Origin of the sequence: Streptomyces mirabilis, assembly GCF_018310535.1 — a bacterium.
GTDB lineage: Bacteria > Actinomycetota > Actinomycetes > Streptomycetales > Streptomycetaceae > Streptomyces.
The window spans coordinates 7,208,596-7,228,344 of sequence record NZ_CP074102.1; the positions used below are offsets into that span (position 1 = coordinate 7,208,596).

Here is a 19,749-nt window from a genome sequence, read left to right on the forward strand (position 1 = left end):
TGAGTGGTTGAGTACTCACATGAAGAGCGAACGACCCCGTCAGCTGTCCACCGCCGAGGAGCGCCGCGAGACGGTGCTGCGCACCGCCATCGGCGCCTTCGCGGCGCGTGGCTACTGGGGCACCACCACGACCGAGGTGGCGAAGGCGGCCGGCATCTCGCAGGCGTACGTCTACCGCTTGTTCCCGAATAAGGAGCTGCTGTTCACGGCGGTGGTCGAGCACTGCTTCGTGCTGGTCCGGGCCAGTCTGGAGCGGGCGGCGGCCGAGGCGAAGGGCAGCTCCGCCGAGGTGGTGCTGGAGGCCATGGGGGACGCCTACGCGCTGCTGATCAGCGACAACGACCTGATGCTGATTCAGCTGCACGCCCAGGCCGCGGCCGTCTCCGAGCCGGCTGTACGTGAGGCGGTCCGGCATGGCTACGCCCGGCTGGTGGAGTACGTCCGGGGCGCCTCCGGCGGCACCGAGGGGCAGGTCCAGGAGTTCTTCGCACGCGGCATGCTGTGTCACCTCATCGTCTCCATGGTGGCCGACGAGGTGGATGCCCCCTGGATCCGAACGCTGTCCGCGGGCATCACGCACTACTGACGCCCGGCGCGGTCGCGCGGCCGGGCCTGTCGGCGGGGCACGTGGCCCCGCCATTTTTTGGGCGTCAAGTGTGAGTGGTTGACCACACAAGGAGAATGTCATGAGGATCACGGACACCACCCGCAGCCCCGGAGCGGCGCTCGCGGCTCTGGCGGGGGCGCAGTTCACCGTCATGCTCGCCACCTCGATCGTGAACGTGGCCCTGCCGCAGATCCGCGCCGGCGTCGGGCTGTCGGACAGCGGCACGACCTGGGTGGTCAACGCCTACGGCCTGGCCTTCGGCGCGCTGCTGCTGGCCGGCGGAAGGGCGGCCGACCTGATCGGCCGGCGCCGGGTGCTGCTCGCGGGGCTCGCGGTGTTCGGGGCCGCGTCGCTGGCGGCCGGGCTGGCCGCCTCGTCCTCGGTCCTGATCGCGGCCCGTGCGGTGCAGGGCCTGGGCGCGGCGGCGACAGCCCCGGCGGCGCTGGCCCTGGTGATGGACCTGTTCCCGCCAGGACCCGGGCGGGGGAGGGCACTTGGTGTGTGGGGCGCGGTGTCCGGCGCGGGAGGCGCGGCCGGAGTCCTGCTCGGCGGGGTCCTCACCCAGGCATGGGGCTGGCAGTGGATCTTCTACGCCGCCGCCGTCGGCGCGTGCCTCGTCCTGGTCGGCGCCGCCGTCAGCGTGCCGCGGACCCCGGTCTTGGACCGCGGCCGGTTCGACCTGCCCGGCACCGCCACCGTGACCCTCGCGCTGACCGCCCTGGTGTGGGGCCTGACCACCGCCCGCCGCTCGGGCTGGACGGACACCGCCGTCCTCGGGGCCTTCGCCGTCACCGGCGTACTGGGGGCCGCGTTCGTCCTGGTCGAGCGCCGTCACCCGAATCCGCTGCTGCCGCCGCGCCTGTTCCGCGCCGGTCGCGTCACCGTCGGCAACGGGCTGATGGCGCTGCTGGGCTCGGTGTGGATCGCCCTGTTCTTCTTCCTGCCGCTCTACCAGCAGCAGGTCCTCGGCTCCAGCCCGCTGGTCACCGGCCTGGGGCAACTCCCGCTCGCCGCGGCCAACATGCTCGGCTCCACCCTCGCTCCGCGGATCTCCCGCCGGATCGGTGCCACCGCGACGGTGACCGGCGCACTGCTGACCGAGGCCGCCGGACTGCTGTGGCTGTCCCGGATCAGCGCCGGCGGCAGCTATCTCGCCGACGTCCTCGGCCCCAGCATCCTCATCGGACTGGGCCTGAGCATCGCCTTCGTCCAGCTCACCGCCCTGTCCGTGGAGGGCGTCGCCCGGCAGGACGCCGGGCTGGCCGGCGGCCTGGTGAACACCTCCCGGCAGGTCGGAGGCGCGATCGGCCTCGCCGTCCTGGCCACTCTCACCGGCACCGCCACCGCCCACGCGGCCGCCCACCAGCCGCATCTGGAAGCGCTCACCGCCGGCTACCGCACCGCCTTCGGTATCTCCGCCGCCGTCCTGGCCGCGACCGCCGTCCTCGCCGCCGTCCTGACCCGACGAGGCCGGACCCCGGACGGGGAATCCCCGGCCACCGCGAACGCCGCCCCGTCCACCCTCCGCTCCCGCTGACCCGTCCACCCTCCGCTCCCGCTGACCCGTCGCCCGATCCACCGAGAGGAAGAAGCGCCATGTTCACCATCGACGAGACCGCCCCCGTCATCGTCCGCCTGTCCACCACGATCGACGCCCCGCTGGAGCGTGTCTGGGCCCTGCACACCGACATCGACGCCTGGCCGAGCTGGAACGCGGACGTCGACCAGACCGAGCTCGACGGCCCGCTGCTGCCCGGCAACTCCTTCAGCTGGAAGACCCACGGCCTGGACATCACCTCCACCGTCCGAGAGATCGTCCCCGGCGAGCGCCTGGTCTGGGGCGGCCCGGCGGGCGGCATCGAGGGCGTCCACGTGTGGACCTTCGAACAGACCGGCGGTCAGGTCACCGTCCACACCGAGGAGTCCTGGAGCGGCGCCCCCGTCGACGCCGCCGCCACGGAACTCGGCCAGGCCCTGCACGAGTCCCTGACCAGCTGGCTCGCCGCCCTCAAGGCCCGTGCCGAGCAGGCCGGCTGACCCCACCTCATTCCTGCCCAGCCGTCACCACCGATCCGAGAAGCGAGGTTCCTGCCATGACCACCACCGACAAGCCCTACCTGATCGGCCACTACACCCCGGCCGTCGACGAGATCACCGCCGCCGAACTGACCGTCGAGGGCTCCCTGCCGCCGGAGCTGACCGGCCGGCTGATCCGCAACAGCCACAACCCCAAGCCCGGTGTCACCCCCACCCACTGGTTCAAGGGCAGCGGCATGGTCCACGGCATCCGGCTGCGCGAGGGCCGCGCCGAGTGGTACCGCAACCGCTGGGTGCGCACACCCGCTCTGGACGGCGCCCCCTACATGACCGAGCACGGCCCGGACCTGACTGCCAGCACCGCCGGCACCCACGTCATCGAGCACGCCGGACGCCTCCTCGCCCTGTGCGAGGCGAACTTCCCCTACGAGCTCACCCGGGACCTCGACACGGTCGGCGCCCACGACTTCGACGGCAAACTGCGCAGCGCGATGACCGCGCACCCCAAGACCGACCCGGTCACCGGCGAGCTGCACTTCTTCGGCTCCTCGCCGTTCCCGCCCCACCTGATGTACTACGTCGCCGACGCCAAGGGACACATCACCCACAGCGCCGAGATCCCGGGCGCCACCGCCTCCCTCAAACACGACTTCGCCATCACCCGCCACCACGTGGTCTTCGTCGAGGGCACCGTCACCTTCGACCCCACCGAGCACTCCGGCATCCCCTACGGCTGGAACGACGCGCAGCCGGCGCGGATCGGCGTCATGCCCCGCGGCCCGCAGGGCGCGGCGAAGATCCGCTGGCTCTCCGTCGAACCGGGCAACATGCTGCACGCCGCCAACGCCTACGAGGACGCCCGGGGCCGCATCGTCCTCGAGGGCCCGACCGTGGACCGGGAGGGCTTCCAGCTCTCCTGGAACTGGTGGGTCGGCGCTCCCGGCCGCGGCGCCGAACCCAACACCCGCTCCTACAACCGCCGATGGGTGATCGACCTGGCCGCCGGCAGCGTCGACGAGCAGATCACCGACGACCTCGCCGTCGAATTCCCCACCCTCAACGAGGACTTCCTCGGCGCCGAGCACCGCTACCAGTACGCGGTCTCCTTCCCCGACCAGGACGGCCACGGCGGCTACGGCATCGTCAAGTACGACCGCACCACCGGCACCCGCCACGTCCACCAGGCCGGCGACGCCCGCCTGCCCAGCGAGGCCGTGTTCGTCCCCGCCGCCGGCGCCACCCGCGAGGACGACGGCTACCTGCTCACCGTCGTCTCCGACCTCAAGCAGGACGCCTCCCAGCTCCTGGTCCTGGACGCCTCGGGCCTCGACCGGATCGCCACCGTCCACCTCCCGCGCCGGGTCACCGGCGGCATCCATGGCTCCTGGATCCCCGACACCGACCTCGACGCCTCCGACAGTTGACCGCCCCCGTGGCCCCCGGGGGATCTCCCCGGGGGCCCGGCCCCAGTCCGCTGGGGCAAGCACACTCCGCCAAGCCTGCGTATACCTTGCGTAACGCCTCTTGACCTGCGGAGTCCCGCGCTCCACGATCTCCGCATGCATCTTCGGGTCACTTTCGTCGCCGCCGCCCGCAGCTCCTCGCTGCTGGCCGAACGCTTCGAGGACGACCGGCCGCTGGACCAGGCCGGCTGGGACGAAGTGCAGCGCGCCGCCCCTGAACTGGTGCCACTGGCGGCGGCCGAGCTGCGCTACTGCTCACCGACCCCGCGCAGCCGCGCCACCGGCGACGCCCTCGGGTACGCGCCGCTGGCGCAGCCCGCGCTGCGCGACTGCGACATGGGCCGCTGGCGCGGCTTCACGCTGGGTGAGGCGATGGCCCGCGAGCCGTCGGCGGTCGACGCCTGGCTCGCCGATCCGCGCTCCGTCCCGCACGGCGGCGAGTCCCTGACCTCCTTCATCTCCCGCGTCGGCGGCTGGCTCGACACCCGCCCGGCGGACGACGGCAGCCGGATCGTCGCGGTGGCCGAACCCTCGGTGGTGCGGGCCGCGCTCGTCTACGCGCTCAAGGCCCAGCCGTCGGCGTACTGGAACATCGACGTCCGCCCCTTGTCGACCATCACCCTCACCGGCATCAACGGCCGCTGGAACCTGCGCCTGGAAGGCGTGCCGCAGCGCGCCTAGGGCAGCCGTGTGTAGTCGGTCGTGAGGAGCAGGTCCTTGGCGGGGCCGCCCACCCGCCACACGGTGCGCCAGTGGTCCTCGTCCCGCACCGTGAACTCGCCCCGGTAGAGGTCCGCCGCGCACGGGTGGTCGGCGACGTACCGGCCGGTGGTCAGGTCCAGGTCGTGGAAGGGGCGGCCGTCGGAGAACTGGACGAGGGTCGCCGCCGGGCTCGGTCCCGGCAGGAACCGCAGCGTCCGTTCGGCGGGCCGGGACGTGCCCTGCCACACGAACGTGCCGGATTCCTGGTGCAGAAGTCCGTGCGGAGCATCCGGTTCCTCCAGCGGGCCGAAAACCGTCGTCCCCGCGAACCGTCCCTCCGCACCGCTCGCGAGATCCCGCACCGAGCGCTCCACTCGCCAGCTTCCGCCCAGGTGGGCGAGCACGTCCGTCACTGGCCAGAACTCGCCCATACCGTCCCGCTCTCCGTCCCCTGCGACGTTGCGCGACCCATTGACGCGCTCTGACCCCCTCTCTATCTTGCCGTTCGAAGTATTGATCGTTGTCCGAAATTTCGAACAACTCAAGACCTCGAACAACTCAACACCACAGAGCCGCGGAGTATCCATGTCACGCACCCGCACCCGCACCCGTTGGAGACTCGGACTCACGGCCACCGCACTCCTGGTGGCCTCAGCCGTCGTTCCCGGGCCCGCCCACGCCGCCGCTGACGTCACCGACTACGCGATCACCGTCGACCCGAAGGGCTCGGGCGCGAAGATCGACGACACCATGTACGGCGTCTTCTTCGAGGACATCAACCGCGCCGCGGACGGCGGACTGTACGCGGAACTCGTACAGAACCGGTCGTTCGAGTACAGCACCGCCGACAACAGGTCCTATACGCCGCTCACCTCCTGGGCCACCACCGGCACCGCGACGACCGTGGACGACGACGGGCGCCTCAACGCCCGCAACCGCACCTACCTCGCCCTGGGCGCCGGCTCGTCCGTCACCAACTCCGGTTACAACACCGGGATCAGGGTCGAGAGCGGCAGGACGTACGACTTCTCGGTCTGGGCCCGCGCCGAGGCGAGGACGCCGCTCACCGTGACGCTGCACGACGCCGACGGCGCGCTCGCCGAGGCCCGGCAGGTCACCGCGCGCGGCGGCTGGGCCAAGTACCGGGCCAGGTTCACCGCCACCCGCGACAGCACCACCGGTCGCCTCACCGTCGGCGCCGAGGCTCCCGTCGCTCTCGACATGATCTCGCTGATCCCCCGGGACACGTACAAGGGCCACGGTCTGCGCGAGGACCTCGCCGAGAAGATCGCCGCCCTGCACCCCGGCTTCGTGCGCTTCCCCGGCGGCTGTCTGGTCAACACCGGCAGCATGCAGGGCTACGACGAGGCCTCGGGATATCAGCGCCAGCGCTCGTACCAGTGGAAGGACACCGTCGGACCGGTCGAGCAGCGCGCCACCAACTCCAACTTCTGGGGCTACAACCAGAGTTACGGGCTCGGCTACTACGAGTACTTCCAGTTCGCCGAGGACATCGGCGCGATGCCGCTGCCCGTGGTGCCCGCGCTCGTCACCGGTTGTGGCCAGAACAAGGCCACCGACGACGACGCGCTCCTCGAGCGCCACATCCAGGACACCCTCGATCTCATCGAGTTCGCCAACGGGCCGGTGACCAGCGAGTGGGGCAGGAAGCGGGCGGCGATGGGCCACCCGAAGCCCTTCCATCTCACCCACCTGGAGGTGGGCAACGAGGAGAACCTTCCCGCCGAGTTCTTCGCCCGCTTCAAGCGGTTCCGCGCCGCCGTCCAGGCCAAGTACCCGAACATCAAGGTGATCTCGAACGCCGGACCCGACGACTCCGGCACCACCTTCGACACCGCCTGGAAGCTCAACAAGGAAGCGAACGTCGACATGGTCGACGAGCACTACTACAACAGCACCCAGTGGTTCCTGCAGAACAACGACCGCTACGACTCCTACGACAGGAACGGCCCCAAGGTCTTCCTCGGCGAGTACGCCTCCGGTGGCAACACCTTCAAGAACGCCCTCGCCGAGGCCGCGTACATGACCGGTCTGGAGCGCAACGCCGACGTCGTCAAGCTCGCCTCGTACGCCCCGCTGCTCGCCAACGAGGACTACGTGCAGTGGCGCCCCGACATGATCTGGTTCAACAACCACGCCTCGTGGGGCTCGGCCGACTACGAGGTGCAGAAGCTGTTCATGAACAACGTCGGCGACCGGGTGGTGCCGTCGACGGCCACCACCACGCCCTCGCTGAGCGCGCCCATCTCCGGCGCCGTCGGCCTGTCGACCTGGGCGACCACGGCGGCGTACGACGATGTGAAGGTGACCGGCGCCGACGGCACCACGCTGCTCAGCGACGACTTCAGCGGTGACGCCTCCCGGTGGACCCACACGGGCGGCGGGAGCTGGAGCCTCCAGGACGGGCAGTACGTGCAGACCGACGTGAGCGCCGAGAACACCATGGTGTCGGCGGGCGACCCGGCCTGGCACGACTACGACCTGCACGTGAAGGCCACCAAGAAGTCCGGCAAGGAGGGCTTCCTCGTCGCCTTCGGCGTCAAGGACACCGGCAACTACTACTGGTGGAACCTCGGCGGCTGGAACAACACCACGACCGCGGTCGAACAGGCCGTGGACGGCGGCAAGTCGACCCTGATCTCCAAGCCCGGCACGATCGAGACGGGCAAGGCGTACGACGTCGACATCAAGGTCCGCGGCCGGCAGGTGACCCTCTACCTGGACGGCCAGGAGTGGGGGAGCTTCAGGGACGACAAGCCCGCGGAGCCGTTCCGTCAGGTCGTCACGCGGGACGCGAGGACCGGCGACCTGATCGGCAAGGTCGTCAACGCGCAGGCGGCGGACGCCCGTACCGCGATCGACCTGGGTGGGGCGAAGGTGGCCCGCAAGGCCGTCGTCACCACCCTCCAGGCCGCGCCGGAGGCGGTGAACTCGGAGACGGTGACCGCGGTCGCCCCCGTGAAGTCCACCTTCGACGGCGTCACCGACAAGTTCACCTACACCTTCCCGGCGAACTCCGTGACCTTCCTGCGGATCAGACAGCGGTAGCCGGAGGCGTGGGCTGCTGTCCGGCGGGCAGCAGCCCACGCTCGGCGAAGACCTTCTTCGCGACCAGGCTCGCGTTCATCGCCTTCGGTATGCCGCAGTAGACGGCCGAGTGCAGCAGCGACTCCACGATCTCGTCCGGGGAAAGACCCACGTTCAGTGCCGCGTTGACGTGCACCTCCAACTGCGTCTCACAGCCACCGAGCGCGGTGAGCATGCCGAGCGTCACCAACTGGCGGTCGCGCGGGGCGAGTCCGGGCCGGTCGTAGATGTCACCGAAGGCCCAGGAGACGATCTGGTGGCCGAGTTCGGGATTGATGTCGCCGAGCGCGTCGACGACGCGCTCTCCGGCCTCGCCGTCGACGCGCTTGAGGACCTCAAGGCCGTGCTCGAAGCGCTCTTCGCGAGTGGTGGCGGTGTTCGTGAGCGTCATGAGAGTGCGTCCGATCCCGGCTGGTCGAGCAGCCGTTCGTAGTGGTCGATCTTGTCGTCGAGGGAGGCCGCGTTGCGGCGCAGCGCCCGGATGCGGTCCGCGAGATCGGCGCGGTGCTCCCGGAGCATCGCGAGCCGGTCGGGAACCGTGGCGTCGCCACGCGCCCGCAACTCGGCGAACCGCTGCATGTCCGCGATCGACATGCCCGTCTCGCGCAGCCGGATGAGGAACTCCAGCCAGGCCAGGTCGGCCGCCTCGTAGCGCCGCTGGTTCCCGGTGGTCCGGCCGACCCGTTGGATCAGGCCGGCCTTCTCGTAGTACCGCAGCGTGTCGTGCGAGAGTCCGGTGCGCTCGACGACCTGGGCGATCGTGAGCGTCGGCTCCTGCGGGAGGGGCTGTTCGCTGGTCATGGAGAAACCGTAGAACCTGGAGTGTGCTCCAGGTCAAGCTTCATCTGCCGGGTAATCCGGGAGAGGGGCCGACGGCGTTTCGGCCCGCCTCGGGAGCGGGGCCGACGGCGTTTCGGTCCGCCTGGGGAGTGCTGCCCGGGTCAGGAGCGGCGGCGGGGCTTGCCCCGCTTGGCGCCGCCCTTGGCGCCTCCGGAACCGCCGCCGCGGGGGTTCCTGCCGGTCGTCGACTTGCCGGACGACTTGCCCGCCGCGGGCTTGCGCCGTGTGCCGCCGCCCGTCTCGGGGCGCTTGGCCTTCGACGGGGCAGCGGGCGCCGCCGGGGCCTGGGCGCGCCCCCGTGAGCTGTTGACGGTCCGGCCGCGGACGATCCCGATGAAGTCCTCGACGAGGTCGGTGGTCGCGTCCTGTGGCCAGGACAGCGCGACGCGTGACTCCGGGGCGTCGGTGACCGGCCGGTAGGTGAGGTCCTTGCGGTGGTGCAGGCGGGCGAGGGACTGGGGGACGACGAGGAGCCCGATGCCCGCCGCCACGAGCTCGACGGCGTCCGCCGTGGTGGCGGGGCGCTCGAACGCGGGCTGCCCCGGCGGACGCTCCCAGTCGAGGGTGTCGTCGAGGGGGTGCAGCACGATCTCGTCGGCGAGATCCTCGGAGGTCACCTCGTCGACCGCCGCCACGATGTGGTCCTTGGGGACCACGACCACCGTCGTCTCGGTGTAGAGGGGGATCGCGCTGAGGTCCTCCCGGTCGACCGGCAGCCGGACGAATCCGGCGTCGGCGCCGCGGCCCCGCAGCACGTCGAACGCCTCGTCGGTGGAGACCGCGACGAGCGTCAACGGGATGTCGGGCAGCCGCTCGTTCCAGATCCGCACCCACTTCGTGGGCGTCACTCCCGGGACATAGGCGAGCCGGAACGAAGGGGGTACTTCCGAGCCTGTCACCTCGCCAGGCTATCGGTCGTGGTCGGAGGTCGCGCACACGCTCGATACCCTTGACGCATGACGTCGCACCAGACCACCCAGACCATGAAGCCCGCCACCGCGGCGAAGAAGCTGGGTGTGTACCTCGAGGCCACCCCCGCCGAGTTCCAGGAGGGCGTCGTCTCTCGCACCGAGCTGAACGCCCTGCAGGCCGATCCGCCCGCGTGGCTCCAGGAGCTGCGGCGCAACGGCCCGCACCCCCGTCCCGTGGTCGCCGCGCGGCTGGGCATCTCCATTGCCGGGCTCGCCCGTGGCGGGGTCACCGACGCCCTCACCACGGAGCAGATCGACGCCCTGAAGCAGGAGGACCCGGGGTGGCTGCGCCGGGAGCGTGCCACTCAGGCCGAGGTCCGCAAGGAAGAGGTCCGCATCAAGGAGAAGCGCGCGGAGCAGCACGCCGAGCGGAACACGGAGCGCGCCGCCCAGCCCCGCAGCTCCCGTTCCTGACCCCGCCCCGGCCGCCCGGCCCGCCACACGACGGTGTTCCGTGTTCGTGGTCGGGGCCCTGGTGGCCGGGCGCGTGCCGTGAGATCGTCCGCGGGTGAGCGACGTTGCTGAGGAAGTCGTCCCGGGACCGCCGGACGATCGTGCCGCGTCCGTTCTGCGGTTCGCGGTGGAACTCGTCGCCTGGGTGGCGACACCTTGGGTGCTGGCCGATCATTCCTGGCTACTGGCCGCCCTGTCCCTGATATTGCTGATCGGCCTTCCGACGATCCTGTCCACCCCTGGGGACAAGGCCGACGTGATCATCGCCGTACCCGGCTGGGTCACGATCCTTCTGGTGCTGCTGCAGCTCGTCGCGGCCGTGGCCTCCTCGTGGGTGCTGTGGCCCACGTGGGCGGCGGTCGCGGTCACCGCGCTGGCCGCCACCGTCCTCGTCACGGAACGCCCGCGCCGGCGGTGGCTGCTCTCCATCCGCTGAAGGGCGCCCGGGCCGGGTCTCCCACGTGTTGGGGTGTCGTCGAGGCTCCGCGTCAGGACGGGGCGAGGACGCAGAACTCGTGGCCCTCCGGGTCGGCCAGGCACGTCCACGGGACGTCGCCCTGGCCGAGGTCGAGGTCGGTGGCGCCGAGGGCCCGCAGCCGGGCCACCTCCGCTGCTTTGTCGTCACCGGGGTACGGCAGCAGGTCAAGATGCACGCGGTCCGGCACGGTCTTCACGCCGGGCGTGCGGAGGAACTCGAGATACGGGCCGACACTCTTGGCGGAGCGCAGCACCGCATGATCGTCGGTCACCTCATGCAGGGTCCAGTCCATCGCCTCACCCCAGAACCGGGCCATGGCCCGCGGATCCGCGCAGTCGACCACCACCGCGGCGATCGGCCCGGTGTCCCGGTAGATCTCCCGAGGCTCCAGCACGCAGAACTCGTTGCCCTCCGTGTCGGCGAGGACCGTCCACGGCACTTCGCCCTGGCCCGCGTCGACGGGCGTCGCACCGAGAGCCTTCAGGCGCGCGACCAACTCCGCCTGATGGGCCGCAGAGGTGGTGGCGAGATCGAGGTGCACACGGTTCTTCGTCGTTGTCTTGGGTTCCGGGACGGTAACGACGTCGATGCAGACGGCGACCGGGTCCGGCCAGACGAAGCCGCCGACGGGTTCCACGTTGGTCACGCCGGGTCCCTCGCTGGAAACACCCCAGCCGAGCGCCTCCGCCCAGAACCGGCCGACCGCCGAGTCATCAAGAGCCTTTATGTTCACCTGAACAGGTCGCAGTGCCATGCCGGCGATCCTATGCGCCCGCTCCTCACGCGCTCAGCCCTGCCAGGTGAACTGGACTTGCCGCCTGGCAAGCGGTTGTGACGGCTGAGGAGAAGGCTGGCTGCGCAGAGCAGCAGCTCTTCCGGAGTGTGCTGAGCCGGCAGCCTTTCCCACTGGGTCGTCAGGTGGCGGACGCATTCTTCTTTGTGCCGGGCAACGGCATCGACCACGGTCTGCCTCAGGAAGTCCCGGGGCCGTTGACCGCAGACTGCCGCAGCCTGGCGGATGGTGTGCGGGCCGTGCGGCTGAGAGCGCGCTTCAGCAGAACACGGCCCTGTCGGTCCGGGTAATGGGTGGTCAGGACATCGATGGGCAATACGGCATCGAGTCGACGTCGAAGTGCTCGCAGTGCGCGCCCGTGAGTCTTTGCGTGCTGCAGCGTCAGCAGTCGGGTGCGGTCGTTGTTACTGGCCGGAGCCGCGATACGACGCGCACGACGCAGCTCACAGTCGGTGCCGGGCCGGGTCAGGGTGATCTCGATCGCGTGGCGCGTGCTCACAGCTGCGTCGCCTTCCTGCCCCGGCCGACAGGCCCTTGGCGTCGGGTGAGTGTCGGGATCCGGGTGTGAATGTGCTCGTGGTGGATGAGGGGGGTCGAAGGGCTCCCACTCGGCTACCGCCACGTCGGCAGCCGTTGGAATGGCAACGTGCTCGGGGCAGCGTTGGGCCCTCCGGCGCAGTTGCTCGGCATAGGGCAGACCGGTGAGCGCGTAGAGGGTCATGGCCGCTCCAGGCAGAGGAAGTTGGCCGTGTCTTGCGGTGAGGGGCACGAGAGTCCAGACACCCACCTGGCACTCGGGCGTGAGCAGGGGATTTGCGCAGCGGTGGCGGCGTCGGGTCTGGGCGACGCACTGGATCTCGTCCACCGGCCGGTTGGCGGGGTAGCGGATGTACAGAAGTTGGACGACAGGGCGGGCCGGCCGACAGGTAGTCATCGGTGAGGCTTCCGTGTTCGGCAGGGCGGAAGAAGGAACGAATGCGCCGCTGTCGATCTGACGGCGGGTGTCGACCGCCAGAGCGCGGCGTAGGCCTGCCAATTCGGGTACGGCTGGAAGGGTGTCGCGGGCGGGACACAGCATGGCGTGCGGGAGACGGCACCAGCCGCTGCCGTCTCCCACCCCCGTCACCGCGGCTGCGCCGGCCCTATTCGCCCGCTCCTCGCACGCGAGCGGGGCGGACAGCTCTGGCGACTTGCCGATGCGCGTACAGCCTGCGCGTCGGTCACCGCACAGGCCGCCGTGGTTCCGGAAATGTTCTTGCGTGCGGCTGGGACGTCGACGGATAGCGTCTCGCGCCGTCGCAAACGACGCCCAAGAGGGCCGGGCGATCAAATCCGGGTGCGGGAGATGCTCAGCTGTCTGGCCGCCGCTCTGCCGAGCGACGCAGGGGCCGCGGCTCGCTTGCTGGCCGTGCAGTGCGCACTGCGTATCGACTTCAGTGGACAAGTCCGGTTGCCGACTGGGGTCCTGCGCAGTCTTCGCCTTGGGCGCGAGTTGTGGGTGACTCTGCCTCGACCCACTTCGGTGGGCCGTGGCTTCAGGGGAAATCCTGGATGACTTGCTCGGACCAGATCGTCTTGCCGTTCTGGCCATGGCGGCAGCCCCATCGTCCACCGAGTTGAGAGACGAGGAACAGGCCGCGTCCTCCCTCGTCGGTTGTGCGGGCTCGCCGCAGGCGGGGTTGGGTGCTGCTGGAGTCGGTGACCTCGCACACCAGGACGTTGTGGCGAATCAGACGGAGGTGCATCGGCGGACGGCCGTAGCGGATGGCGTTGGTGACCAGTTCGCTGACGATGAGTTGGGTGGTGAAGAGGAGGTCGTCCAGGCCCCACATGGTGAGTTGGCGGGTTGTCCACTCTCGGGCTTTGGAGACGGCGGCCGGATCGGCCGGGATCTCCCAGTGAGCGGTGTCCGCCGCCGGGACGGCGCGGGTGCGGGCCAGCAGCAGGGCCGCGTCGTCGCGCGGCGCCTGGTCCGCCAGGTCGGCGAGGAGAGCCCGGCCGGTTTCGTCCAGGGCACGATCCGGACGGCAGTGCGCGGCGAGGGCTTCCGTCAGGCGCGGCAGGCCTTGGCCGATGTCGCGATCGCCCCGTTCGACCAGGCCGTCGGTGTAGAGAGCGAGGACACTGCCCGGCTCGACCTCGATCACGGTGGTCTCGTACGGCATGCCGCTGAGGGCGAGTGGTGGCCCCGGGGACATCCCTACTGCTTCGGCGGTGCCGTCGGGCCGGACCAGGACGGGGGGCGGGTGCCCGGCACTGGCCATAGCGCAGCGCCTGGTGACCGGGTCGTAGACCGCGTACAGGCATGTGCCGCCGACGATGTCGCGGTCGCTGGACGGGGCTTCGGCCGCGAGGCGCTGGACCAGGTCCGCGAGCCGGGCGAGCAGCTCGTCCGGTTCGAGTTCCAGGTCCGCGAGCGTCTGGATGGCGGCGCGCAGGCGACCCATGGTGGCGCTTGCGGGCATGCCGTGGCCGACCACGTCTCCGGCGACAAGGGCCACCCGGAGAGAGGGCAGGGCAATGGCGTCGTACCAGTCGCCGCTGATTTCTGCCCCGCCGCCTGCGGGCAGGTAGGCGCCGGCGGTCTCGGCTGCCGGGGTGTCGGTCGTGGCTGGGGGAAGGAGGCGCTGCTGCAGCGCTACGGCCGCCCGGTGCTCGCGCGTGTAACGGCGAGCGTTGTCGATGGCGAGCGCACCCCGTGAGGCGATCTGCTTCATGAGATCCGCCTCGTCCTCGGTGAAGGGGTCGGATCGGCCGCAGCGCCAGGCCGTTATGGCACCGAGCGTGTGCCCGCGGGCATGCAACGGTGCCACCATCACCGAATGCGCGTCCTTCGGGACGAGATACTCGACCAGCTGCGGGTCTCTGACCATGGCGATGAAGTCGTCAAGGCCGAAGACGACTGGCTCGCCGTGCAGGAAGCTGCGCAGCAGGGGGTGGTCGGGAAGGGGCGGGATGGACTCGCCGCGCTTGATGCCGGCCGACCACACCGCGCTGGCCGGCGCAAGGGCCGCGTTGCCCATGTCTCCACCACTCAGCCGCTTCGAGGGTTCGTCCCCGTCGAAAACGGAGTGCGCAAGGTCGACTGCGGCGAACTCCCCGAACGCAGGTGCGAGAACGTCCGCGAGGTCCTGTGCAGTGCGCACCACATCCAGGGATCCTCCTACCTGCTCGGCCACCTCGCGGGCGAGATCCAGATGACGCCGGGCGCGCATCTGGTCGGCGTTGTCCAAGTACAGGGCCGCGACCCCGGTGGGGCGTCCTCGTGCGTCCTCCAGACGGAAGGCGGACAGCGACAGCGCGTGCTGTCTCGCCGGATCGTGCCGCCAGCTCACTTGCTGGCTTCTGCGGACCACTGGGGCACCCGTCTCGAGTACCTGGCGCAGTACTGCCTCGAGGTTCTCGGCGTCCTTGGCGCACAGCACGTCGCTCAGCCGAGTACCGGGCTGTACCGGACGGCCGTCGGCAGTGCCCGGCATGGCGTTCGTCTGCACAGTGGTGAGATCCGTGTCGTGCACAGCGATCGTGACCCGGTTCTGTGCGGACAGTGCACGCAGGAGCGCTGCGCCCTGCTCGTGGTCGGCGACGTGGCGTGTAGGGGCCGCCAGGACGAGGACCTCCGTGGAGCCCTCCACCCTTGTGGTCCGGAAAGTGACACCGATGGTGTCGCCGCACTGGTGCCACAGCCGTACCCGGCCGGACACCGGCATCTCCGTGGCGCCGCGCAGGTCGTCCGGGAGGTCGGCCACCAGTTCCCCCACGGGGCGGCCACAGACCTCCTCGGCGCGAAACCCCGTCAGGTCTTCTGCTGCCCCGGTCCACCGCACCACCGTGCCTCGATGGTCGAGCACGGCGGCTGCCAGACCGTCGAAGGCGTACAACCTGCCGCCGGGACGGGAACCGGAGACGCCCGTCTGTCCTTGGGAGGCGCCTGCCGAGCAGGCGTTCTCGACATTCTCTATGTCCATGTGTGGCTTCCTTCGCGAGAGCCTGCGGCTCGAGAGATCGGCATGCTGTGGCGGCCGTCGGCCGCCCGGTCGGCAGCGCGTCACGCCGCAAGGGCTTTGGAGGGCAGGTCTTGTTCGGCCCAGACGACCTCGCCGTCCGTCGCGGAGCGTGAGCCCCACCTGCGGTCGGCGCGTTCGACAGTTCCCAGGAGGCGACCTGGGCCGGTTCATCCTTGAGATTCCTCCCATGGGGTCACTTTGTCCTAATTTTTGATGAAAGCATCAATGATGATTGCTAAATCGTCAAGACCACCAAGACTGATCGAATGATCAGGTGCGAGTCACGCAAGACCGGCATCCTGGGCACCCCGGCACCCTGACCGGCGCAAGGCGCAAACCCGGGCGACGATGGTGGGCGCCGCCGTGCCCCGCAATACCCCGGGGGGCTCGTCGAGGGTGGCGTCCGGGCATTGGGCCAAGGTCGCGCCCGGGTTCCGGGTGGGGTCCCCGCGCATCGGCAGCCCGGTGTGTCCGTCGTCGCCTGGCCGAGCGGTACCTGCTTGGGCGACGGCGGCCGGTCGTAGCCCGGCGCCGATGGTGCTCACCCCCGCGCTGCCAGGGCTATGCGTAGTGCGTGTTCCTCGCGGCGGAGCCGCATCCCCACCACTCCCTCCGTTGTCTCACCCCCCTCATTTCGAGACGGAAATCCCGGGCAGTTCGTCCCGCGGCGGCGACGGCTCGGCCCAGGGTGGCGTGCTCGAGTCCGAAGGCCGCGCTGATGAGGGAAGGGTGGGTGAACGGCCCGGGAATGGCTGCCCAGTTGCTCGCTGATGTGGCCGATCCCCTCGGTCCAGTGCCTGGGATGGTCGGTGCAGGTGAGCATCTTCTCGAAGGGCAGGCGGACTTCGTTCAGGCGGCCGACACGGTCTGGGCGAGGGCGTCGAGCTGTTCATGCCGCCGCCGGCCGTGCGGGCCATTTTCGCCGCCTCGACAGTTCCATACGTCGTATGGTAATCCTGGGAGAGCACTTCCGTACGCCGTATGGAAGATTTCGCTCGGAGCACGCCAGGCACCGCACATCGCCTGCATGAAGCCGATGGCGCGGATTGCACCAATCGGGAAGGAAAGACCATGAACAAGCTCACGAGGCGCGTTGCCGTCGCCGCTTCCTCCGTGGCGGTCGCGGGTGTCGCCGTTCTCGGTGCCGGGGGCACCGCTTCGGCCGCGACTTCTGCATCCGCGCACGTCCAGCACCCGGCCGTCAGCGTCAACGCCGACGACTACCGCTGGGACCACGGTGTCGGCTACCTGATCGAACTGGGCTACTCCTGGGATGAGATCCATGGCTGGCACCACGACTGCCGGGATGAGATCCGCGGTCGCTGATCGCCGCCCAGGCGGCCGGCGCCCCATCGCCCGGGCCTTGCCGTAACGCCTCTCCCTCGTTGCCTCTTCGCTCCCGGTCCGGCGGCGGTCCGGCGGCGGTCCGGCGGCGGGGCGCAGCCGAGGCAGAGACACCTTGGAGTGAAAGTCGATGGAGTCTTTGAAGACGGTGACGCAGGGGGTGGCCGTGCAGCTTGTCATCTCGCGCACCTACTCGCTGTCCGTGTGCATGAGCCTGCGTTACGAGCCCACTGATCCCTACGTCGTCCGTGCCACCTTTTTCACCGACACTGACGAGCCGGCCGAATGGGTCCTGGGGCGTGATCTTCTGGCCGATGGCCTGCGGGGTTCCGCAGGCTGTGGGGACATCCGGATCTGGCCGGCCGTCAGCCGTGGTGACCAGGCGATGTACCTCGTCCTCAGGTCTCCAGCGGGCACCGCCTTGCTCGAGGTTCCCGTGCAGGACGTCAGAACCTTCCTGGAGAACACGGAGGCGCTGGTGCCACGGGGTACCGAGTCCGGACACATCGACTGGAACCTCGAGCTGGCGAACCTGTTCGCAAAAAGCTGAGAGAAGCCTCCCAACCGCCGTGCGGATGAGGATCTTTGTCCCGGCCGCAGAAGAGAAGGAAAGAGAGTTCATGTCCCAGTACCAGCTTCGTGTCTACACACTGTGCAGCCCGGAGGCGCTCATCGCCTACGAGAACATCTGGTCCAAGCACATTCCCGGTCTGGCGAAGCACCGGATCACCACACACGGCGTCTGGACGCTGCCCGCGGCCCCCGGGAGTGAGGTGCCCCAGCTGTACGCCCTCGTGTCCTATCGGGACGCCGACGACGTGCAGGAGCGGCTGCAGGCGTACCTGGCCAGCCCTGAGTTCCGCGCCGACATGGAAGGCTTCGACATCAGCCAGATCGTCGATGTCGCCGAGTCCGTGCTGACGCCCACCGCCGACTCACCCTTGCGGTGACAAGGACCGAGCCGCTCGAAGTGACCCACACGGTCGAAGGCCGATCCGCACGCCGCGGTCAGTCGTGATCAAGTCGCCCGTCGTTGCATCACCTGACGCACACGTTCCACCGGTGTGGACGGCGACGGGCTGAAGGAGTCGGTCGCCGCCGACGGTCTCGCCTGGTCTCGGGCGGCAGGATGACGATTCCAGCGACCTTTGAGTCCGTGTCAGAACGCGGCTCGAGCCACCATGTTGCCGACCTCGTAACGCAGTGGAATGCCGACGGCCTTGTGGTCGCCGATGCGCCGGACGCATGGCTCGGTCTCACCGAAGCCCCCGAATGCGCCGACGAGGCCGGTCACCGGCCAGACCGTCGCCGCGCAGACGCGTTCCGCGGCTCTGGCCATGTGCACTGTCTTGTCCTTGCCGAAACGCCGGAAGGCGGCTTGGCGGGTGACCCCGAGCAGGTCTCCGATCTCCTGCCCACGGGAATCGACCACGCACGGAGAAACCGCCTGGCGACAGTTGGGGTCTCCTGATCTTCACTCCGGTTCTCTCGCCACGCCGTGGTGATCCAACTGGGTTGGGCGAGGGAGCACGGGTGCCGACCCGCTGGAGGCGACGGCGCGGATGGCCCTGGCGGCATGGGCGGTGGGCGACCAGTACCGCATGCTCATCTCCCTGGGCCCCCGCGATCTGGGAGACGAGGCGATCCGAGCCACCCTGGCACCGGCGCGCGAAGAGGCCACCGCGACCGTGCGACGTGGTCAGGACGAAGGCGTGTTCGCGGACCATGTTCCCGCGCCTGTCCTCGCCCTGATGCTGGAAGCACTGATGCTGGCCCTCGCCGCGGAGAACGCCGCGTCCACCTGGGCGGATCCTGCGGGTGAAGCTGCGGCGACCTCGCTCCTGGTCGCCGCCGGCGTAGCGCCACAGGTGGCTGCGCTTCGCGTTCGGGACGTTCTGCATGAGTCGGAGGGGCATGAACGGCGTTCTGACGTCCGCCGCTTCGCCGCCTCAGCGCGCAGCCACTGAGGCAACGAAGAAGTGTGCGTCAGTCGAGCCCGCGGCAGCCGCTCCGCTCCGTCACGGCTCCTTGCGGGTTCGTGCGATGTGGCTCTCCAAGCCGACGATCGTCGCGTCCAGCGCACAGTTGAACATCGCGTCGATCACGTCCCCCGCGGGTGAGGGGGCGTCTTCCCCGTGGGGGCCGGCTGGTGCCGGCGGCAGGGTGGTCCACCGCTGCAGCGCTCCGGTCAGTTCGCTGACCAGCAGCCCCGTGAAAATCGCGCACAGGGAGGCGGCGACGCGCGGGATCTCCGAGGCCGGCAGTTCCGCGGCAGACAGGATGTTGATGAGCCCCTGCCAAAAGGGGTCCTCCGGCTGGACGTAGTCGGCTCGCGCGAAGGAGTACGCCATCAGTTTCGGATGGCTGTGCGACAGTTTGCGGAAGTCCAGAGCCAGTTGGCGCAGGCGGTCCTGCCAGGGGAGGTCCTCCCGCGCCCCCGCGCGGAACTGCGAGCCGACGCGCTCGGCCAGGCCACGCAGCACGGCGTCCTTGTTCGGCACGTGGTGGTACAGCGACATCGGGTTCGCATCCAGCGCGGTCGCGAGTTTGCGCATGCTGAGCGCCTCGACCCCGTCGGCCTCGATGAGCTGCAGCGCCATGGCGTAGATGCCGTCCTTGGTGAGCGGGACGTCCCTCTTCCTGGTCCCCCGGGGAGCCTTCTTTTCCATACGCCGTATGGTACCAGTTGCGGCGTATGGAAATCTGGGACGCCGCTGCAACGGCGGCTCCCTCGCATCGAACGGCGTCCGAATCTCGGCCACACGCCGCAGATCCCGGTGCCAGCCCGGTCGCGCACTTCGGCGAACTGTCCAAGCAGTTCCCGGAGAGCATCTTCAGTATCACCCTGGAGCCTGATCCTCAACTGCCCGCGCAAGCGGGTGTGCGGCCGCTACGGCGGCGCCCCCGAGTCCGTCATCGAACTCGTGCAGCGGACCGCAGCCGGCT

Annotated in this window: 21 protein-coding genes; 12 read left to right on the plus strand and 9 right to left on the minus strand. The window is 69.8% G+C overall.

Annotated elements, in window-relative coordinates:
* The first annotated feature begins 19 nt into the window (after positions 1-19).
* The 5 genes from SMIR_RS31805 (at position 20) to SMIR_RS31825 (ending at position 4,788) form a co-directional block, all read left to right on the plus strand.
* Positions 20-586, plus strand: coding sequence for a TetR/AcrR family transcriptional regulator (locus SMIR_RS31805; RefSeq protein WP_168490122.1), 567 nt, complete (start codon positions 20-22; stop codon positions 584-586).
* Between the two features lie 100 nt (positions 587-686).
* Positions 687-2,144: an MFS transporter gene (locus SMIR_RS31810; protein WP_168490121.1), complete on the plus strand. Its 1,458-nt coding sequence runs from the start codon at positions 687-689 to the stop codon at positions 2,142-2,144.
* 59 nt (positions 2,145-2,203) lie between these two features.
* Positions 2,204-2,644, plus strand: coding sequence for an SRPBCC family protein (locus tag SMIR_RS31815; RefSeq protein ID WP_168490120.1), 441 nt, complete (start codon positions 2,204-2,206; stop codon positions 2,642-2,644).
* A gap of 56 nt (positions 2,645-2,700) precedes the next feature.
* On the plus strand, positions 2,701-4,068 hold the full coding sequence (locus SMIR_RS31820) for a carotenoid oxygenase family protein (RefSeq protein WP_168490119.1): 1,368 nt from the start codon (positions 2,701-2,703) through the stop codon (positions 4,066-4,068).
* Between the two features lie 135 nt (positions 4,069-4,203).
* A complete protein-coding gene (locus SMIR_RS31825) occupies positions 4,204-4,788 on the plus strand; it encodes a histidine phosphatase family protein (RefSeq protein ID WP_101406169.1) in 585 nt (194 codons plus the stop codon).
* On the opposite strand, the gene SMIR_RS31830 is transcribed toward SMIR_RS31825, so the two are convergent.
* Positions 4,785-5,240 carry a DUF6314 family protein gene (locus tag SMIR_RS31830; protein ID WP_168490118.1) on the minus strand — a complete coding sequence of 152 codons (456 nt, stop codon included), beginning with the start codon at positions 5,238-5,240 and terminating at the stop codon, positions 4,785-4,787. The genes SMIR_RS31825 and SMIR_RS31830 overlap by 4 nt on opposite strands.
* A 154-nt stretch (positions 5,241-5,394) precedes the next feature.
* On the opposite strand from SMIR_RS31830, the gene SMIR_RS31835 reads away from it, so the two are divergent.
* Positions 5,395-7,878 carry an alpha-L-arabinofuranosidase family protein gene (locus SMIR_RS31835; protein ID WP_212727687.1) on the plus strand — a complete coding sequence of 828 codons (2,484 nt, stop codon included), beginning with the start codon at positions 5,395-5,397 and terminating at the stop codon, positions 7,876-7,878.
* Here SMIR_RS31835 and SMIR_RS31840 read toward each other — a convergent pair.
* From SMIR_RS31840 to SMIR_RS31850, 3 genes are all read right to left on the minus strand, one after another.
* A complete protein-coding gene (locus tag SMIR_RS31840; RefSeq protein WP_101406172.1) occupies positions 7,865-8,308 on the minus strand; it encodes a carboxymuconolactone decarboxylase family protein in 444 nt (147 codons plus the stop codon). The genes SMIR_RS31835 and SMIR_RS31840 overlap by 14 nt on opposite strands.
* Positions 8,305-8,718 carry a MerR family transcriptional regulator gene (locus SMIR_RS31845; protein ID WP_168490116.1) on the minus strand — a complete coding sequence of 138 codons (414 nt, stop codon included), beginning with the start codon at positions 8,716-8,718 and terminating at the stop codon, positions 8,305-8,307. The genes SMIR_RS31840 and SMIR_RS31845 overlap by 4 nt, the downstream gene beginning before the upstream one ends.
* 140 nt (positions 8,719-8,858) lie before the next feature.
* Entirely contained in the window at positions 8,859-9,656 is a 798-nt protein-coding gene (locus SMIR_RS31850) for a LysR family substrate-binding domain-containing protein (RefSeq protein ID WP_211118669.1), read from the minus strand.
* 57 nt (positions 9,657-9,713) lie between these two features.
* Between SMIR_RS31850 and SMIR_RS31855 the strand changes: the two genes are divergently transcribed.
* Positions 9,714-10,142 carry a DUF5997 family protein gene (locus tag SMIR_RS31855; protein WP_168490115.1) on the plus strand — a complete coding sequence of 143 codons (429 nt, stop codon included), beginning with the start codon at positions 9,714-9,716 and terminating at the stop codon, positions 10,140-10,142.
* A 94-nt stretch (positions 10,143-10,236) separates the two neighbouring features.
* Complete coding sequence (locus SMIR_RS31860) at positions 10,237-10,617, plus strand: hypothetical protein (RefSeq protein WP_168490114.1); 381 nt, start codon at positions 10,237-10,239, stop codon at positions 10,615-10,617.
* Between the two features lie 52 nt (positions 10,618-10,669).
* Here the strand turns inward: SMIR_RS31860 and SMIR_RS31865 are convergent, their stop codons facing one another.
* The 3 genes from SMIR_RS31865 to SMIR_RS31870 all read right to left on the minus strand — a co-directional run bounded on the left by SMIR_RS31865 (position 10,670) and on the right by SMIR_RS31870 (position 15,420).
* On the minus strand, positions 10,670-11,413 hold the full coding sequence (locus SMIR_RS31865) for a VOC family protein (protein ID WP_168490113.1): 744 nt from the start codon (positions 11,411-11,413) through the stop codon (positions 10,670-10,672).
* Positions 11,414-11,630: 217 nt separating this feature from the next.
* Positions 11,631-13,043, minus strand: a complete 1,413-nt coding sequence (locus SMIR_RS44640; protein ID WP_349636910.1) for a DUF6083 domain-containing protein — start codon at positions 13,041-13,043, stop codon at positions 11,631-11,633.
* Positions 12,988-15,420, minus strand: a complete 2,433-nt coding sequence (locus SMIR_RS31870) for an ATP-binding SpoIIE family protein phosphatase (protein ID WP_168490112.1) — start codon at positions 15,418-15,420, stop codon at positions 12,988-12,990. The genes SMIR_RS44640 and SMIR_RS31870 overlap by 56 nt, the downstream gene beginning before the upstream one ends.
* A 1,110-nt stretch (positions 15,421-16,530) precedes the next feature.
* Here SMIR_RS31870 and SMIR_RS31875 point away from each other — a divergent pair.
* The 3 genes from SMIR_RS31875 (at position 16,531) to SMIR_RS31885 (ending at position 17,753) form a co-directional block, all read left to right on the plus strand.
* Entirely contained in the window at positions 16,531-16,785 is a 255-nt protein-coding gene (locus tag SMIR_RS31875) for a hypothetical protein (RefSeq protein WP_168490111.1), read from the plus strand.
* Positions 16,786-16,933: 148 nt separating this feature from the next.
* The gene (locus tag SMIR_RS31880; protein WP_168490110.1) at positions 16,934-17,353 is read left to right on the plus strand and encodes an SsgA family sporulation/cell division regulator; all 420 of its coding nucleotides are present in this window, start codon (positions 16,934-16,936) and stop codon (positions 17,351-17,353) included.
* Between the two features lie 70 nt (positions 17,354-17,423).
* Positions 17,424-17,753 carry an NIPSNAP family protein gene (locus SMIR_RS31885; RefSeq protein WP_168490109.1) on the plus strand — a complete coding sequence of 110 codons (330 nt, stop codon included), beginning with the start codon at positions 17,424-17,426 and terminating at the stop codon, positions 17,751-17,753.
* 209 nt (positions 17,754-17,962) lie between these two features.
* Here SMIR_RS31885 and SMIR_RS31890 read toward each other — a convergent pair whose 3' ends face one another.
* On the minus strand, positions 17,963-18,235 hold the full coding sequence (locus SMIR_RS31890) for a hypothetical protein (RefSeq protein ID WP_168490108.1): 273 nt from the start codon (positions 18,233-18,235) through the stop codon (positions 17,963-17,965).
* A gap of 130 nt (positions 18,236-18,365) precedes the next feature.
* On the opposite strand from SMIR_RS31890, the gene SMIR_RS31895 reads away from it, so the two are divergent.
* Positions 18,366-18,770 carry a hypothetical protein gene (locus tag SMIR_RS31895; protein ID WP_168490107.1) on the plus strand — a complete coding sequence of 135 codons (405 nt, stop codon included), beginning with the start codon at positions 18,366-18,368 and terminating at the stop codon, positions 18,768-18,770.
* 51 nt (positions 18,771-18,821) lie between these two features.
* Here SMIR_RS31895 and SMIR_RS31900 read toward each other — a convergent pair whose 3' ends face one another.
* Positions 18,822-19,472, minus strand: coding sequence for a TetR/AcrR family transcriptional regulator (locus SMIR_RS31900; protein WP_168490106.1), 651 nt, complete (start codon positions 19,470-19,472; stop codon positions 18,822-18,824).
* Positions 19,473-19,749: the final 277 nt, after the last annotated feature.

Bases quoted from the DNA above. Each gene is read 5' to 3' on its own strand.
- SMIR_RS31805 (WP_168490122.1), top strand. From the start codon at position 20: ATGAAGAGCGAACGACCCCGTCAGCTGTCCACCGCCGAGGAGCGCCGC.
- SMIR_RS31810 (WP_168490121.1), top strand. From the start codon at position 687: ATGAGGATCACGGACACCACCCGCAGCCCCGGAGCGGCGCTCGCGGCT.
- SMIR_RS31815 (WP_168490120.1), top strand. From the start codon at position 2,204: ATGTTCACCATCGACGAGACCGCCCCCGTCATCGTCCGCCTGTCCACC.
- SMIR_RS31820 (WP_168490119.1), top strand. From the start codon at position 2,701: ATGACCACCACCGACAAGCCCTACCTGATCGGCCACTACACCCCGGCC.
- SMIR_RS31825 (WP_101406169.1), top strand. From the start codon at position 4,204: ATGCATCTTCGGGTCACTTTCGTCGCCGCCGCCCGCAGCTCCTCGCTG.
- SMIR_RS31830 (WP_168490118.1), bottom strand. From the start codon at position 5,240: ATGGGCGAGTTCTGGCCAGTGACGGACGTGCTCGCCCACCTGGGCGGA.
- SMIR_RS31835 (WP_212727687.1), top strand. From the start codon at position 5,395: ATGTCACGCACCCGCACCCGCACCCGTTGGAGACTCGGACTCACGGCC.
- SMIR_RS31840 (WP_101406172.1), bottom strand. From the start codon at position 8,308: ATGACGCTCACGAACACCGCCACCACTCGCGAAGAGCGCTTCGAGCAC.
- SMIR_RS31845 (WP_168490116.1), bottom strand. From the start codon at position 8,718: ATGACCAGCGAACAGCCCCTCCCGCAGGAGCCGACGCTCACGATCGCC.
- SMIR_RS31855 (WP_168490115.1), top strand. From the start codon at position 9,714: ATGACGTCGCACCAGACCACCCAGACCATGAAGCCCGCCACCGCGGCG.
- SMIR_RS31865 (WP_168490113.1), bottom strand. From the start codon at position 11,413: ATGGCACTGCGACCTGTTCAGGTGAACATAAAGGCTCTTGATGACTCG.
- SMIR_RS44640 (WP_349636910.1), bottom strand. From the start codon at position 13,043: ATGGCCAGAACGGCAAGACGATCTGGTCCGAGCAAGTCATCCAGGATT.
- SMIR_RS31870 (WP_168490112.1), bottom strand. From the start codon at position 15,420: ATGGACATAGAGAATGTCGAGAACGCCTGCTCGGCAGGCGCCTCCCAA.
- SMIR_RS31875 (WP_168490111.1), top strand. From the start codon at position 16,531: ATGAACAAGCTCACGAGGCGCGTTGCCGTCGCCGCTTCCTCCGTGGCG.
- SMIR_RS31880 (WP_168490110.1), top strand. From the start codon at position 16,934: ATGGAGTCTTTGAAGACGGTGACGCAGGGGGTGGCCGTGCAGCTTGTC.
- SMIR_RS31885 (WP_168490109.1), top strand. From the start codon at position 17,424: ATGTCCCAGTACCAGCTTCGTGTCTACACACTGTGCAGCCCGGAGGCG.
- SMIR_RS31895 (WP_168490107.1), top strand. From the start codon at position 18,366: ATGGCCCTGGCGGCATGGGCGGTGGGCGACCAGTACCGCATGCTCATC.
- SMIR_RS31900 (WP_168490106.1), bottom strand. From the start codon at position 19,472: ATGGAAAAGAAGGCTCCCCGGGGGACCAGGAAGAGGGACGTCCCGCTC.